The following is a 15,148-nucleotide window of genomic DNA, read 5'->3' as shown; positions in this document are numbered from 1 at the left end:
GACATGTTCGGTGCCTTTCGAGCGCTCGCGTCCGTGCGCCGCCGGTTCACGGAACGCTCACAGGGGCTGCGCAGGTGTCCTATTAGCGCTGTAATGGCCAACGTGGTCAGTCAGGGCGCCCGAGGACGCGGAACGCGAACCTTGCGTGCCGAAGGCGCCCTCAAAGCGATCGCGGCCGATCAGGAGGCACCCGACCGGGTGCGCCGCGTCCTCGAACAGGCCCTCGTCTTCGCCGGCGCCGCGTTCGCCGCCGTCTACGCGCAGAGCGAGGACGGCGAGCTGCTGTGCCTGGTGGAGTCGGCCGGGGTGCCGAGAACGCTCTACGGACTGCGCGACAGCTACCCCCGCGCCGGACGGTCCCCGGTCGCCGAGGCCCACCGCGGCGGACGGCCGGTGTCGCTGGGCCCGGCCGAACTGGCCGAGCACGCCCAGGCGCGGCGCGTGCCGTCCGGGGAGTTCCACGTGATCGCCCTGCCCGTGCCCGGCAACGGCGGCGTCTGCCTGCTCGCGGTGAGCGAGCACCCCGACGGGTTCGGCACCGACGCCCGCGAGTGCCTGCGACTCGTCTCCGGGGCGGTCGCCTGCACCGCCCCGGCCACACCCGCCGAAGGCGGTGAGCTCCCGCCGGGCGCGTTCAGCCTCGCCATGGACACCGGACGCGTCCGGGTCGGCGACGACCTGCTGGACCTGTTCGGCCTGGACGCCGTCGCGTTCGACGGCCGGGTCGAGACACTGCTCAGCCTGACCGTGCCGGAAGACCTGCCGTCACTGATGTCGGTGGTCGAGGCCGACCACATGTCCATCGGCGACCGGGAGCTGGAGTTCCGGGTGCTCCAGCCCACCGGGCCGCCGAAATGGCTCCGGCTGCGCGGGCGCCTCCTGCCCGGCGGCGAAGGCCACCCGGCACGGCTCGTCGGCACCGTCGCCGACGTGTCCACCCTGCGCTCCGACGTCACCGACGTGGCCCGCGTCCAGCGCCTGGCCGCCGCGCTGGCCACCGCCGTCACGGTCCGCGACGTCGGCAAGGCCGTGGTCGCCGCCCTGCGCCGGCCACTCGGGGCCGACCGGATCGCGCTCGCCGAACTGGAGAGCGACCGGCTCGTCGTCACCGTCCTCGACCCGCCCGAACCCGAGGCCTGGCCCGAGCTGTGGCGCTCGGAGTGGCGCGGCGAGTGGCCCGACGCGCCCGTGCGTGCCATGCCCACCCTCTCCGCCGCGCTGCGCGAGGGCCGGGCCCGGATCTGGCCCGCCGGCAGCCCCCTGGAACGTTCCCTGGCCGAGGTCGGGCCCGGCGGCCTCGCCGTCCTGCCGCTGCCCGCCGGGAACCGCATGGCCGGGGTCTGCCTGATCGGCTGGGACGCCCCGCACGACTTCGGCTCCGACGAACGCGCCCTGCTCACCGCCTGCGCCGGCCTCGCCGGACAGGCCCTGGTGCGGGCCCGGGCCTTCGACGCCGAGCACGAACTGGTCGGCATGCTCCAGCGCCAGCTGCTGCCGCGCCGCCTGCCCCGGCTGCCGGGAGCCGTCGCCGTCGCCCGCTACCTGCCCAGTACGGCCGGGCTCGAACTCGGCGGCGACTGGTACGACGTCATCCCGCTGCCCGACAACCACGTCGCCCTCGTCATCGGCGACGTCCAAGGCCACAGCGCCGGCGCCGCCACCCTCATGGGCCAGATGCGCACCGCCCTGCGCGCCTACGCCGTCGAGGGGCACCCGCCGGACGTGGTGGTCGCACACGCCAACCGGCTCCTCATGGACATGGAGAGCGAACTCTTCGCCACCTGCTGCTACGTCGACCTCGACATGGAGGAGGGCTCCGCCTGGTACGTGCGCGCCGGGCATCTGCCGCCGGTGCTGGGCCACCCGGACGGCAGCACCGAGATCCCGGAGGCCGAGGGCGGTCCGCCCCTCGGAGTGGTCACGCAGGCCGACTTCCCGATGAGCCCGCTCAGGCTCCAGCCCGGCACGGTGATCGCCCTGGCCACGGACGGGCTCGTCGAGACGCCCGAGGCCGACATCGACGAGGGCATGGACCGCCTCGCCGAGCGGCTGGCCGGCGCCGTCCCCGCCGACCTGGGGCTCGTCGCCGACGCCCTCCTCGGTGACGCCCCGCGCAGCGACGACGTCGCCCTGCTCCTCTTGCGCTACGACGGCATGGACCTGCGCCCGCTGCGGGAGAGCTGGACGGTCTGGCGCGTGCCGCAGGCGGTCGGGCACGCCCGACGCTTCGCCCGGCGCACCCTGCGCTCCTGGGGCATCACCGAGGCGTACGACGCGGCGCTCCTCGTCGTCTCCGAGCTCGTCACCAACGCCCTCGTCCACACCGACGGCCAGGTCCGCATGGACCTCACCCTCATCGACAACCGCCTCCGCATCGCCGTCGCCGACGCCTCGCCCCGCACCCCGGTCCGGCCGACCAGCGTCGGCTGGGAGGCCACCGGCGGCCGCGGCATCCTCCTGGTGGAGGCTCTCTCGGCCACCTGGGGGACCCTGCCGGTCAGCGGGGGCAAGCAGGTGTGGGCGGAACTGGTGCTGGGCCGCTGAGCGGCCCGACGGCTCCGGACCCGGCAGCTTCGCCACGAGCAGCGCGAGCGGCCCGCACAGGCCGCCTCCCGCCCCCGGCCTCGGCCGAGCCGCTTCAGCCCGGTACCTCCGACAACCCGCACGTCGCCCTCGTCCGCGACCGTGTGCTGGAGGCCGCACGCACCTGGTGACCGGACGGGCCGGCCGGGTACCCGGAGCGCGTAGGACGGAGAATCACGCAGGAGCCGAGGAAAGAGGAATGTCATGGCTCAGCATGTCCGCGACATCATGACCAGCAACCCGGTCACCGTCGGGCCGCAGACCTCCGTCGCCGAGGTGGCGCGCATCATGCGCGACGAGGACCTCGGAGTCGTCCTGGTCACGGACGGTGACGCTCTGCGCGGAGTGGTCACCGATCGTGACCTCGTGGTGAGGTCGGTCAGCCGGGGCGGCGACCCGGAGCAGACCACCGTGGCCGACGCGTGCAGCGACGACCTGGTCACCGTCTCCCCCGACGAGGACCTCGGCCAGGCGGTGGAGCTGATGCGGGAGCACTCGGTCCGCCGTATCCCGGTCGTCGACCACGGCCACCCCGTGGGCATCGTCTCCCTGGGCGACCTGGCCATGGAGCGCGACCCGGAGTCGGCGCTCGGCGACATCAGCGCCGCGCGTCCCAACGCCTGACGACGGCGACTCACGCGACGGTCCCGCGCACCCCCGCCGTGCGCGGGGCCGTCGCACGTCAGGTGGACAGTCCTGCGAGGGCAGGGGATTCGGCGTCGCGGCCCGAGCGTCCCGGCCCCCGGTTTGTTCGGTTTTCTCCGGGGGACTCGAACAGCAGCGGATGCAGAAGGAAGATGATGAGTCGTGACGTCCATGAACACCCCCGAGAAGCCCCTCGTCCGTCGCCCCGAGACCGGTTGGTCGAAGGCACGCCGCCTGCGCGGAAGGGCCGCGCTGCGCACCTGCCTCCCCGCCGTCGAGGACCGGAGCAGGCCCGGATCCGCACATTCCGGGTCGGAGTGGAACATAGTCCGGGGTGAGGACTGACCGTCCACCGGACGACCGCGCGGTGACGATCAGGACAACTCCGCGCGTCGACAACCGAAGAAAGTGATGTTCACACCGGCCGGATCACGACTAAGGTGAACCGAATGAAGGCTCTCGTGCTGTCCGGCGGTGCAGGAACACGGCTGAGGCCGATCACACACACGTCGGCCAAGCAATTGGTGCCCGTGGCCAACAAGGCCGTTCTCTTCTACGGTTTGGAGTCGATCGCCGAGGCCGGCATCACCGACGTGGGCATGATCGTCGGGGACACGGCCGATGAGATCGAGGAAGCGGTGGGGGACGGCTCCGAGTTCGGCCTGAAGGTCACCTACATCCCCCAGGAGCGGCCCCTGGGGCTGGCCCACGCGGTGCTGATCGCCCGGGACTTCCTGGGCGACGACGACTTCGTGATGTACCTCGGCGACAACTTCATCGTCGGCGGCATCACCGGTCTCGTCGACGAGTTCCGCAGCAACCGGCCCGACGCCCAGATCCTGCTCACCCGCGTGGCCGACCCAAGCGCTTTCGGTGTCGCCGAACTCGACCCGTCCGGCCAGGTGATCGGCCTGGAGGAGAAGCCCGACCAGCCCAAGAGCGATCTCGCGCTGGTCGGCGTCTACATGTTCACGCCCCTCATCCACGAGGCGGTCCGCGCCATCGAACCGTCCTGGCGCGGCGAACTGGAGATCACCCACGCCATCCAGCACCTGATCGACGTCCGCGCCGACGTGCGCTCCACGGTCATCAAGGGCTACTGGAAGGACACCGGAAACGTCGGCGACATGCTCGAAGTGAACCGCATGGTCCTCGAAGGCATGGAGCGCCGCATCGACGGCGATGTGGACGACGCGTCGGAGACCATCGGGCGGGTCGTCGTGGAAGAGGGCGCGCGGGTCGTCGGTTCCCGGGTCGTCGGCCCCGCTGTCATCGGCGCGGGAACGGTCGTCAGCAACTCCTACGTGGGCCCCTTCACCTCCATAGCGGAGAACTGCCGCATCAGCGACAGCGAACTGGAGTTCTCGATCGTGCTGCGGGACTCCTCGATCCAGGGCGTCGGCCGGATCGAGGCCTCGCTGATCGGCCGGCACGTCGAGGTGACCCCGGCCCCCAGCGTCCCCAGCGCCCACCGCCTCGTCCTCGGAGACCACAGCAAGGTGCAGATCACTTCATGAACCTCCTCGTCACCGGCGCCGCCGGGTTCATCGGCTCCCGCTACGTCCGCGCACTGCTCGCCTCGGACGCGCCCGACGCGCCGCGCATCACCGTGCTGGACAAGCTCACCTACGCCGGTACCCTCGACAACCTCGAACTGACCCACCCGCGGCTGGAGTTCGTCCAGGGCGACATCTGCGACGCCGAACTCGTCGACAAGCTCACGGCCGACGCGGACCAGGTCGTGCACTTCGCCGCCGAGTCCCATGTGGACCGCTCGATCACCGGCGCTGCCGACTTCGTCCGCACCAACGTGCTCGGCACCCAGACCCTGCTGGACGCCGCCCTGCGCCACGGGGTGGGCCCCTTCGTGCACGTCTCCACCGACGAGGTCTACGGCTCCATCGAGTCCGGCTCGTGGCCGGAGGACCACCCGCTGCAGCCGAACTCCCCGTACTCCGCGTCCAAGGCCTCCTCCGACCTGCTCGCCCTGGCCTACCACCGCACCCACGGCCTGGACGTGCGCGTCACGCGGTGCTCCAACAACTACGGCCCGCACCAGTTCCCCGAGAAGGTCATCCCGCTGTTCGTCACCAACCTCCTCGACGGCCACAAGGTGCCGCTGTACGGCGAGGGCCGCAACATCCGCGACTGGCTGCACGTCGACGACCACTGCCAGGGCGTCGACCTGGTCCGCACGAAAGGCCGGCCCGGCGAGGTCTACAACATCGGCGGCGGCACCGAGCTCACCAACAAGGAGCTCACCGGCCTGCTCCTGAAGGCCTGCGGCGCGGACTGGGACCGGGTGGAGTACGTCGAGGACCGCAAGGGCCACGACCTGCGCTACTCCGTCGACTGGTCCAAGGCCCGCGACGAACTCGGCTACCGCCCCCGCCACGACTTCACCACCGGCCTCGCGGAGACCGTCGCCTGGTACCGCGACAACCGTGCCTGGTGGGAGCCCTTGAAGCGGCGCGTCGCCCAGGAGCGCGCATGAGGTGGCTGATCACCGGCGCGGGCGGCATGCTCGGTCACGACGTCGTCGAGGAGCTCAGCCGGCGCGGCGAGACGGTGGTCGGCCTCGACCGCGCCGCCCTGGACATCACGCGCCCCGAGGCCGTCGACGCGGCCGTCCGTGAACACGGCCCCGACCTCGTCGTGAACTGCGCCGCCTACACGGCCGTCGACGACGCCGAGACCGACGAGGCCCGCGCCCGGGAGATCAACGGCGAGGGCCCGCGCCTGCTGGCCCGGGCCTGTGCCGCGCACGGCGCCCGCCTGATCCACGTCTCCACGGACTACGTCTTCTCCGGCGAGGCCCGCACCGCCCCCTACCCGGAGGATCATCCGACGGGCCCGCGCACCGCCTACGGCCGCACCAAGCTGGCCGGGGAGCAGGCCGTGCTGGAGGAGCTGCCCGGGGCGAGCGCGATCGTGCGCACGGCTTGGCTGTACGGGGTCCACGGCGCTAACTTCGTGCGCACCATGATCGGTCTGGAAGCCCGGCGCGACACCCTCGACGTCGTCGACGACCAGCGCGGCCAGCCCACCTGGAGCGCCGACGTCGCCGAGCGGATCGCCGACCTCGGGCCCCGGCTCGGGCCCGACGTCCACGGCGTCTTCCACGCGACGAACTCCGGTGAGGCCAGCTGGTACGAGCTGGCCCGCGAGGTGTTCTCGCTCATCGGCGCCGACCCGGACCGGGTGCGCCCCACCAGCAGCGCGGCCTTCCCCCGGCCCGCGCCCCGCCCGGCGTACAGCGCCCTCGCGCACCACCGGTGGCCGGAGACAGGCCTGCCCCGGCCGCGCGACTGGCGCTCCGCCCTGCACGAAGCACTGCCCCGCATCCGCAAGGAAGGTCTCCCCCGTGAAACGCCATGAGTTCCTCCGGGAACTGCACAAGGTCAGCGCCAATCGCAACTACCTGGAGATCGGCGTCAACGACGGGCGCAGCCTGACGCTGTCCCGCGTCCCCAGCATCGCGATCGACCCCGCATTCAAGGTGGTCTCGGAGCTGAGGTGCGACGTCCACCTGGTGAAGGCCACCAGCGACGACTTCTTCGCGCGCGACAATCCGCTCCAGCACCTCAAGGGCGGCCGTCACCCGCTGCGCAACCTGCGCCGCGGCCGCAGCCCGATCGGCTACTGGCGCCGCACCACGCTCGACCTCTCCTTCATCGACGGCATGCACCTGTTCGAGTTCGCCCTGCGCGACTTCATGAACGTCGAGAAGTACTCGGACTGGTCCAGCGTGATCGTGCTCGACGACATGCTGCCGCGGAGTGTCGACGAGGCGGCCCGCGACCGGCACACCAACGCCTGGACCGGCGACGTCTACAAGATCGCCGAGGTGCTGGCGCGCTACCGCCCCGATCTGGTCACGGTCCAGGTGGACACCGCGCCCACCGGCCAGCTGGTCGTCTTCGGCGCCGACCCGAACAACCGCGTACTGCACGACAAGTACGACGAGATCATGGCCGAGTACAAGGTTCCCGACCCGCAGAAGGTCCCCGAGGCGATTTTGGAACGGGCCGGCGCGGTACGCCCCGAGGCCCTCCTGGAAGCCGGCTTCTGGCGCCCTCTCGCCCAGGCCCGCAACCGGGGCCTGCCCCGCTCCATCGGCTGGGAGCCCCTGCGCCGCTCGCTGGAGCAGGTCGGCGTCAGCCGCTGACACGCGGGCGCCGGCCGCTGCCCGGGGGCGGCCGGCGCGACGGCCTTCCGGGGGCGCCGCAAGACACAGGCCCAGGCGCTCAGCGCGCCTGGGCCTGTGGCGTGTCCGGACGGCGGTCCGCAACCCCCCGCTTCGCCTGCCGCGGACGTCAGGCGCCGCCCCGCCCGCTCCGCAGCTCCTCGTAATACGCCAGGCAGGCCTCGTACGACGGCAGCAGACCCTGGCGCTCCGCTTCGGCCAGGGCCGGGGCCTGTTCGTCCTTCGGGGAGAGGAGCGGCTCGATTCCGTCGGGCCACTCGATGCCCAGGGCCGGGTCGAGCGGGTGGATGCCGTGTTCGCGGTCCGGGGCGTAGCCCTCCGAACACAGGTACACCACCGTCGCGTCGTCGGTCAGCGCCATGAACGCATGGCCCAGCCCCTCCGCGAGGAACACCGCGTGCCGGGTGTCCTCGTCGAGCCGTACGGCCTCCCACCGCCCGTAGGTGGGGGAGCCCACGCGGATGTCGGTCACCACGTCCAGGACGGCGCCGCGCACACACGTGACGTACTTGGCCTGGCTGGGCGGCACATCCGCGAAGTGCACGCCCCGCAGCACGCCCCGCCGGGAGACCGAGCAGTTGGCCTGGGCCAGGGACAGGTCGTAGCCCGTGGCCTCACGGAACTCCGCACTCCGGAACCACTCGTGGAAGCTGCCCCGGTCGTCCGGGAAGATCTTGGGCTCCAGAACCCAGGCGCCCTCTATGCCCAGTGGTCGCATGCTGTCACTGCCCTCCGGTCCTGATACGGGAAACCACCTTCCGGCGCGCGGCCCCCAGCACCCGCCGCGCACGCCGCGCCAGACGCAGCGCGGTGCCCGGCCCGGGCACCGGCGCCACGAGCACACTCCCGTCCCCGGCGCGCAGGGCGAACGGCAGACCGGTGAAGCGGGCCTGGGAGGCACCCGGGGTCAGACACAGCGCCACCCGCCAGATCCCGGTCGACAGGTCCTCGGCGGGCAGGGCAGCCTCCAGGACCGAGCCGGCCCCCTCCGCGCCCGGGGACAGCGTGCCGGGCGTCTCGAGGATCCGGCCGGCCGAGACGAACCTCAGCCGCACGTCCGTATCACCCGGGACGTGCACCGGAATCCGCACCCGGAACAAGCCCGCGGAGACCGTGACGTCCGCTTGCTGCACACCGCCCAGCCCAAGCCGCTTGCCCTTCGCGCCGAGCTCGAGGGACAGGTTGCCGTGCGGATTTGTCCAGTACGGCAGGACCGCGCGGTCGCCGACGACGCCCGCCTCCGGCGTGGGCCGGTCCGCCCGGGGGGCCGGGCCCAGCCTGCACTCCTTGGTCCAGCCGCCCAGCTTGACCCGGACGACCGCGTCCCAGACGCCGTCACCCGGCAGGTCGGCCGGATCGACCGTGGCGGTCGCCCGCAGCACCAGCCGGGTCTCCTCGCCGTCCCCGACGGGCACGGTCTCGCGCGTGAGCCGCACCGGCTGGAAGTACTGCGCGGCGCTGGAGCGCTCCCGCAGCAGCAGATCGGCCGTGGCCTGCTGGAATCGCGCGGCGGTCTCCGAGGCCACCCACCGCACCGCTTCGGTCACGTCCTTCGGCACGTCGCTCAGCGGCGCGGCCTCGACCTCGGCGGGGAACGGCATCGGCTCGCCCGCGGACAGGTACTCGGCCGTGAAGCCGATGCTGAGGCAGCCGTCCCGCCACACGATGCCCCCGGGGGCCGCCTTGGGGGCGACGCCGGCCTCCCACTCGGCGAAGGCCACCACGTCGTCGTACCGGTCGGCGGCCGTCAGCGCGGCGACGACCTGCTGTGTCGGCTGCAGACCGGCGGCCACGCCGGGGCCGAACCGCTCGACGACCACGTCGCGGATCTCGGCGAACAGTTGTCTGCGGTAGTCGTCCGGCAGATTCAGCAAGCGCCGGGCCCGCAGCCGCTCGACCATCTCCACGCGCAGCCAGCGCCGGTAGAGCCGGTCACGCACCGGGCCGGGCTCGGTGTACCGCTCGACGACGTCGAGGGCCTCGCGGAGGTTCTTGAAGTAACCGACGGGGTCGAAGCGTTCGAAGCCGGCGTTGGACCCGTCGTCCCGCCTCAGGTGGTAGTAGCAGACGTAGTCGCTGAGCACGGAGACGCTCTCCGCGCGCAGATACGCCTCGGCGATGAAGACGTGGTCCTCCAGGCGCCGCCTGCCCTCCGGGAAGCGCAGTCCGATCCGGTCCAGGAAGGCGCGGCGGACCATCTTGTGCGGCGTGAGGCTGTCGATGAGCGGGGCGTTCTCGACGGTGGCGCGCGGGTGGTTGCGGCGGAACAGCTCCACCGGCACCCCGCGGCCCTTGCCGGCCATCTTGCCCACGATGACGTCGGCGCCGTTCGCCACACCGTAGTCGTACATCCGCTCCAGGGCCTCGTCGCCCAGGTAGTCGTCGTTGTCGACGAACATCACGAACTCGCCCCGGGAGGCCTCGATGCCGACGTTGCGGGGCTTGCCCGACCAGCCGGAGTTCTCCTGGTGGATGACCTTCATCCGGGGGTCCGCGGCGGCGAGCGCGTCGAGCCGGGCCGGGGTCTCGTCGGTCGAGCCGTCGTCGACGAAGATCACCTCGTACTCGTCGGGAGGCAGCGACTGCCGCTGCAGCGAGGAGATGCAGTCCTCGAGGTAGATCCCCGGGTTGTAGACGGGAACGATGACGCTGACCTTGACCGGCATCGGGTTTCCGGGCCCCTTCGGGTCGCTTGCCGTAGACGTCGTGTTGTACTCGGTGTTGCCCGATGCTAACCCGGTCGGGTGGACGGTCTCACGTCCGGACCTCCGCCGAGACCGTGCCGTGATCATCTCGGCGGAGGGCGACTGAGCTGTGCCGTCTGTCTGTTCGCGGTCAGGGGCACGTGTCAGGTCAGGGGCACGTGTCAGCCGGCGACGTCCACGCCGCAACCCCGGGCGCGGGCGTCGAGGCCCTGGTGGTACCCCTGCCCGACGGTCCGCAGGCGTCACTGCGGGCCGCGGCGGTAGACCTCGGCGAGGAGCAGGGCGCGCTCGGTGGTCGCGGCGTCCAGGGTGGCCTGGACGAGGGGTGCGGCGCCGGCGCCCGGACCGGGACTGACGTGGATCGCGCCGACGTCGCCGAAGGTGGGCGAGCCGTCGAGGGCGGCGGCGACCACCACCTTGCGGGCCCAGGGCGGCAGTGCGGCGAAATCGACGCTGATGGTCTGCTCGGTCGGCCCGTCGCTGTGCAGCCGCACCGTCCCGCCCGGGTTCTCCGGTGCGCCGTAGAAGACGAAGTCCTCGTCGAAGGCGACCTGTTCCTCCTCGTCGACGACGAAGGCGACCACGTCGATCTCGCAGGACGTCCGCTGCGCCAGGACGCGGTCACGGTCCAGGGAACCGGCGAAGCCGGCCCGCCCCGCTGCGGCAGATCGACGACCCCGCCGGATCTTCACTCACCCCTCGACCGGGATGCCGATTCATCAGCACAAGTCGTTATTGCGCGGGACCCCTTAGGCTGAAAACGTGCGCCTGCTCCTCATGTCCGACACCCATCTGCCCAAGCGGGCCAAGGACCTGCCCGCCCCCCTTCTGGCGGAACTCCCGCACGCCGACGTGGTGTTCCACGCCGGGGACTGGGTCGACGAGGCCACCCTCGACCTGCTGCAGGACCGCTGCCGCAGGCTCGTCGCCGTGTACGGCAACAACGACGGACCGGACCTGCGGGCGCGGCTGCCGGAGGTGGCGTACGCGGAACTGGACGGGCTGCGCTTCGGGGTGATCCACGAGACGGGGCCCGGGCAGGGCCGGGAGAAGCGCTGTGCCGAGCGTTTCCCCGACCTCGACGTGCTGGTGTTCGGCCACAGTCACATCCCCTGGGACACCACGGCGCCCTCCGGCCTGCGCCTGCTCAACCCGGGCTCCCCGACGGACCGCCGCCGCCTGCCCCACTGCACGTACATGACCGCCACCGTCGCCGACGGGCGCCTCACCGACGTGGAACTGCACCGGCTTCCGCCCCGCACACCGCGCTGATCGCCGCAGCGGGGCCGTGACATGATCGGCGCATGGGTCAGGAGTCGGGATACCTCCTGGGCAACCGGCAGGCCGAGGCCGGAACCCGTTTCGACGCGCTGTCGGCACTCTTCGACGCCTCGACGTTCCCGCATTTCGAGACGGTCGGTGTCGCCGCGGGACGGCGGTGCTGGGAGGTCGGCGCCGGCGGGCCGAGCCTCGCCGCGTGGTTCCGCGGGCGGGTCGGGCCGCGGGGACGCGTGCTCGCCACCGACATCGACGTGTGAGGCGGCCACCGTCCGCCAGGTGCGCGACAGGCTCGTCTTTGCGGGTCTCGCCACGGACGAGGAGATCGAGCGGCACCTCGTCGCCGTCGAGGCGGGCCGCCTGGATCTCGCGACCTCGCCGATGATCTCGGCCTGGGGCCGCCGGCCCCTCGGGGACGGCTGACAGTTCTGACTCACCGGGGGCGGGGCGGATGTACCGCCCCCTGAGTGTCGGTGAGCGGCGCACCGGTGCCGCCCCAGCGCAGCGCCACGATCTCGGCGGCGACCGACACCGCCACCTCCTGCGGCGTCCGGGCTCCCAGGTCGAGGCCGACCGGTGAGCGCAGCCGGGACAGCTCCCGCTCGGTGAGCCCGGCCTCGGCCAGCCGTTCCGCCCGGTCGGCGTGGGTACGGCGGCTGCCCATCGCGCCGATGTAGGCGGCCGGCCGGCGCAGCGCCTCCCTCAGCAGCGGTACGTCGAACTTGGGGTCGTGGGTGAGCACGCAGACCACCGTGCGCTCGTCGGTGTCCGTGTCGCGCAGGTAGCGGTGCGGCCACTCGACGACCACCTCGACGCCCTCGGGGAAGCGCCGGGGCGTGGCGAAGACCGGGCGGGCGTCGCAGACGGTGACCCGGTAGCCGAGGAAGATCCCGATGCGGGCCACCGCTGCCGCGTAGTCGATCGCGCCGAAGACCAGCATGCGAGGCGGCGGTGCGAAGGACTGCAGGAACACGCTGACGGCGTCCTCACGGCGCTGCCCCTCGGGCCCGTAGTGCCGAAGGCCGCTCGCGCCGAGGGCGAGCTCGCCGCGGGCGTCGGCGGTCACCGCCGCGTCCAGGCCGCTCGCGCCGAGCGTGCCCGAGACCCGGTCCGGCCAGACGGCGAGTGCCGCCCCGCGTCGCGCCGGACCGTCGGTGACCGTGGCCACGGTCACCGGCTCGCCCGCCGTGACGGAGTCCGCGACCGCGCCGAAGGCCGGATCCAGCTCACGGGTGACGGGACGCACGAGCAGCGTGATCTCGCCGCCGCAGGTCAGACCCACCGCGAAGGCGTCGTCGTCGCTGTAGCCGAAGGTCTCCAGCCGGGCCTCGCCACTCGCCACGACCTCCTGTGCCAGCTCGAACACGGCACCTTCGACACAGCCACCGGACACACTGCCCACGACCTCCTCGTCCGGGCCCACCGCCATGGCCGCGCCCGGGTCGCGCGGCGCGCTGCGGCTGACCTCGACCACCGTCGCGAGGCCGAACGGGAGCCCGGCCGCGTACCAGCCGCCGAGCACCGGGAGAACGTCACGCACGAGCCGCTCCTCTTCCTCCGCCCACCCCGCCGGGTACCCCGGCGGCGGTTAATTCCGTTGTGGCGCTGCGGGCCGGTCTGCTGCACTGCACAGGACAGCGACGTCATCGAGTCCCGAGGAGCAGCAGAGATGCGCACTGCGTTCGTGTCCCCCCCCGTCAGGAACGGCTCTCTCTCCGAAGGGCATGACGCTTCGTGCAGTTGCTCAACCTTGGAATTCTCGCCCATGTCGACGCAGGTAAGACCAGCCTGACCGAGCGGCTGCTCCATTCGGCCGGGGTGATCGACGAGATCGGCAGCGTCGACGACGGGGACACCCGCACCGACACCCTCGCGCTGGAGCGGCAGCGCGGCATCACCATCAAGTCCGCCGTCGTCTCGTTCCCGCTCGACGGCGTGGACGTCAACCTCATCGACACCCCCGGCCACCCGGACTTCATCGCCGAGGTGGAGCGCGTGCTCGGCGTGCTCGACGGTGCCGTCCTGGTGATCTCCGCCGTGGAAGGGGTGCAGGCGCAGACGCGCGTGCTGATGCGGACGCTCCAGCGGCTGCGCATCCCGACCCTGCTCTTCGTCAACAAGATCGACCGGAGCGGGGCCCGCCACGAGGAGGTGCTGCGGGAGATCGCGGCCCGGCTGACACCCGCGATCGTGCCGATGGGGTCCGCCACCGGCCTCGGCACCCGCGCGGCCCGCTTCACGCCCCACCCGGGACCGGCCGCCGCCCTCGACGTCCTGACCGAGCACGACGACGCCCTGCTGTCCGCGTACGTCGACGGCACGGTCACGGCCGCACTCCTGCGCGGCTCCCTCGCCTCCCAGGCCCGGCAGGGACGCGTCCACCCGGTCTACTTCGGCTCCGCCGCCACGGGTGCCGGTGTCGACGCGCTCCTGTCCGGCGTCGAGGAACTGCTGCCGGCGGCCGACGGGGGCGTGGACGGGCCGGTCTCCGGCACCGTCTTCAAGGTCGAGCGGGGCCCGGCGGGGGAGAAGATCGCCTACGCCCGGATGTTCGCCGGCACCCTGCGGACCCGGGACCGGATCCCTTTCGGAGCGGACGGCGCCGAGGGCCGGATCACGGCGATCAGCGTCTTCGGCCACGGCACGGACACCCGCACGGACGCCGTCGCGGCCGGCCAGATCGCACGCCTCACGGGGCTCGGCGACATCAGGATCGGCGACGCGATCGGCGAACCCCGCAAGGCGCGGGAGCACTTCTTCGCCCCGCCCGCCCTGGAGACGGTCGTCGTCCCCGGACCGGACGTGAACCGGGGGGCGCTCCACCTCGCCCTCACCCGACTCGCGGAACAGGACCCCCTGATCGGCCTGCGCCACGACGGACGCCGCCAGGAGACCTCCGTGTCCCTGTACGGCGAGGTGCAGAAGGAGGTCATTCAGGCCACCCTGGCCGACGAGTACGGCCTCGACGTCACCTTCCGCGAGACCACCCCGCTCTGCGTCGAGCGGCTCGTCGGCAGCGGGCAGGCCGTGGAGTTCAACAAGAAGGACCCGAACCCGTTCCTCGCCACCGTCGGCCTGCGCGTCGACCCCGCACCGGCAGGCTCGGGCGTCGTCTTCCGGCTGGAGGTGGAGCTCGGCTCGATGCCGTACGCCTTCTTCAAGGCCGTCGAGGACACCGTGCGCGAGACCCTCGACCAGGGCCTGCACGGCTGGCGGGTCACCGACTGCACGGTCACCATGACCCACAGCGGCTACTCGCCCCGTCAGAGCCACGCCCACCAGGGCTTCGACAAGAGCATGTCGAGCACGGGCGCCGACTTCCGCGGCGTGACCCCGCTGGTGCTGATCGAGGCGCTGCGGCGGGCCGGGACACGGGTCCACGAGCCGATGCACCGCTTCCGCGTCGAGGCCCCGGCGGACACCCTCGGGGCCCTGCTGCCGGCACTCGCCCAGCTCGCGGCCGTGCCGGAGGCGACGCGGGGCCGGGGCGACCTCTGCGTCCTCGAAGGCACCGTGCCGGCGGCCCGGGTGCACGCCCTCGAACAGCGGCTGCCGGGGCTCACCCGCGGCGAGGGCGAGTGGGAAAGCTTTTTCGCCCACTACGCGCCCGTGACGCACGGCACGATTCCCGAGCGTCCGCGCACCGATCACAACCCGCTGAACAGGAAGGAGTACGTGTTGAACGTGACACGAAGGACGGGAGTCTGAGGCGTGCGCGCCGGGGGAGCGG

Annotated in this window: 11 protein-coding genes and 2 pseudogenes; 9 read left to right on the top strand and 4 right to left on the bottom strand. The window is 72.3% G+C overall.

Going from position 1 to position 15,148, the window contains the following annotated elements; all coding sequences use genetic code 11:
* Nucleotides 1-93: 93 nt before the first annotated feature.
* The 6 genes from ACWD1U_RS14100 to ACWD1U_RS14075 all read left to right on the top strand — a co-directional run bounded on the left by ACWD1U_RS14100 (nucleotide 94) and on the right by ACWD1U_RS14075 (nucleotide 7,396).
* A complete protein-coding gene (locus tag ACWD1U_RS14100) occupies nucleotides 94-2,544 on the top strand; it encodes a SpoIIE family protein phosphatase (RefSeq protein WP_451107352.1) in 2,451 nt (816 codons plus the stop codon).
* A 243-nt stretch (nucleotides 2,545-2,787) separates the two neighbouring features.
* On the top strand, nucleotides 2,788-3,207 hold the full coding sequence (locus ACWD1U_RS14095) for a CBS domain-containing protein (protein ID WP_451107350.1): 420 nt from the start codon (nucleotides 2,788-2,790) through the stop codon (nucleotides 3,205-3,207).
* Nucleotides 3,208-3,677: 470 nt separating this feature from the next.
* A complete protein-coding gene (locus ACWD1U_RS14090) occupies nucleotides 3,678-4,745 on the top strand; it encodes a glucose-1-phosphate thymidylyltransferase (RefSeq protein ID WP_451107348.1) in 1,068 nt (355 codons plus the stop codon).
* Entirely contained in the window at nucleotides 4,742-5,722 is a 981-nt protein-coding gene (gene rfbB / locus ACWD1U_RS14085; RefSeq protein ID WP_451107347.1) for a dTDP-glucose 4,6-dehydratase, read from the top strand. The genes ACWD1U_RS14090 and rfbB overlap by 4 nt, the downstream gene beginning before the upstream one ends.
* The gene (gene rfbD / locus ACWD1U_RS14080; RefSeq protein WP_451107346.1) at nucleotides 5,719-6,606 is read left to right on the top strand and encodes a dTDP-4-dehydrorhamnose reductase; all 888 of its coding nucleotides are present in this window, start codon (nucleotides 5,719-5,721) and stop codon (nucleotides 6,604-6,606) included. The genes rfbB and rfbD overlap by 4 nt, the downstream gene beginning before the upstream one ends.
* On the top strand, nucleotides 6,593-7,396 hold the full coding sequence (locus tag ACWD1U_RS14075) for a class I SAM-dependent methyltransferase (RefSeq protein ID WP_451107344.1): 804 nt from the start codon (nucleotides 6,593-6,595) through the stop codon (nucleotides 7,394-7,396). The genes rfbD and ACWD1U_RS14075 overlap by 14 nt, the downstream gene beginning before the upstream one ends.
* 148 nt (nucleotides 7,397-7,544) lie before the next feature.
* On the opposite strand, the gene rfbC is transcribed toward ACWD1U_RS14075, so the two are convergent.
* The 3 genes and pseudogenes from rfbC to ACWD1U_RS14060 form a co-directional block, all read right to left on the bottom strand.
* The gene (gene rfbC, locus ACWD1U_RS14070; protein WP_451107342.1) at nucleotides 7,545-8,153 is read right to left on the bottom strand and encodes a dTDP-4-dehydrorhamnose 3,5-epimerase; all 609 of its coding nucleotides are present in this window, start codon (nucleotides 8,151-8,153) and stop codon (nucleotides 7,545-7,547) included.
* A gap of 4 nt (nucleotides 8,154-8,157) precedes the next feature.
* Nucleotides 8,158-10,101 carry a glycosyltransferase family 2 protein gene (locus ACWD1U_RS14065; RefSeq protein ID WP_451107340.1) on the bottom strand — a complete coding sequence of 648 codons (1,944 nt, stop codon included), beginning with the start codon at nucleotides 10,099-10,101 and terminating at the stop codon, nucleotides 8,158-8,160.
* Nucleotides 10,102-10,301: 200 nt separating this feature from the next.
* Nucleotides 10,302-10,822, bottom strand: a pseudogene (locus tag ACWD1U_RS14060) (TerD family protein); the annotation flags it as partial.
* An 80-nt stretch (nucleotides 10,823-10,902) separates the two neighbouring features.
* On the opposite strand from ACWD1U_RS14060, the gene ACWD1U_RS14055 reads away from it, so the two are divergent.
* Both ACWD1U_RS14055 and ACWD1U_RS14050 read left to right on the top strand, forming a co-directional pair.
* Nucleotides 10,903-11,412, top strand: a complete 510-nt coding sequence (locus tag ACWD1U_RS14055; RefSeq protein WP_451107339.1) for a metallophosphoesterase family protein — start codon at nucleotides 10,903-10,905, stop codon at nucleotides 11,410-11,412.
* Nucleotides 11,413-11,444: 32 nt separating this feature from the next.
* Nucleotides 11,445-11,841: pseudogene (locus ACWD1U_RS14050) on the top strand (hypothetical protein).
* 10 nt (nucleotides 11,842-11,851) lie between these two features.
* Here the strand turns inward: ACWD1U_RS14050 and ACWD1U_RS14045 are convergent.
* The gene (locus ACWD1U_RS14045; RefSeq protein ID WP_451107338.1) at nucleotides 11,852-12,958 is read right to left on the bottom strand and encodes an XdhC family protein; all 1,107 of its coding nucleotides are present in this window, start codon (nucleotides 12,956-12,958) and stop codon (nucleotides 11,852-11,854) included.
* Nucleotides 12,959-13,152: 194 nt separating this feature from the next.
* On the opposite strand from ACWD1U_RS14045, the gene ACWD1U_RS14040 reads away from it, so the two are divergent.
* Nucleotides 13,153-15,126, top strand: coding sequence for a GTP-binding protein (locus ACWD1U_RS14040; RefSeq protein WP_451107337.1), 1,974 nt, complete (start codon nucleotides 13,153-13,155; stop codon nucleotides 15,124-15,126).
* Nucleotides 15,127-15,148 lie beyond the last annotated feature (22 nt).

The sequence above is a fragment of the Streptomyces sp. NPDC002788 genome, assembly GCF_053592115.1.
The sequence above is the reverse complement of the archived record's forward strand: the minus strand, read 5'-3'. Positions and strand labels throughout refer to the sequence as shown.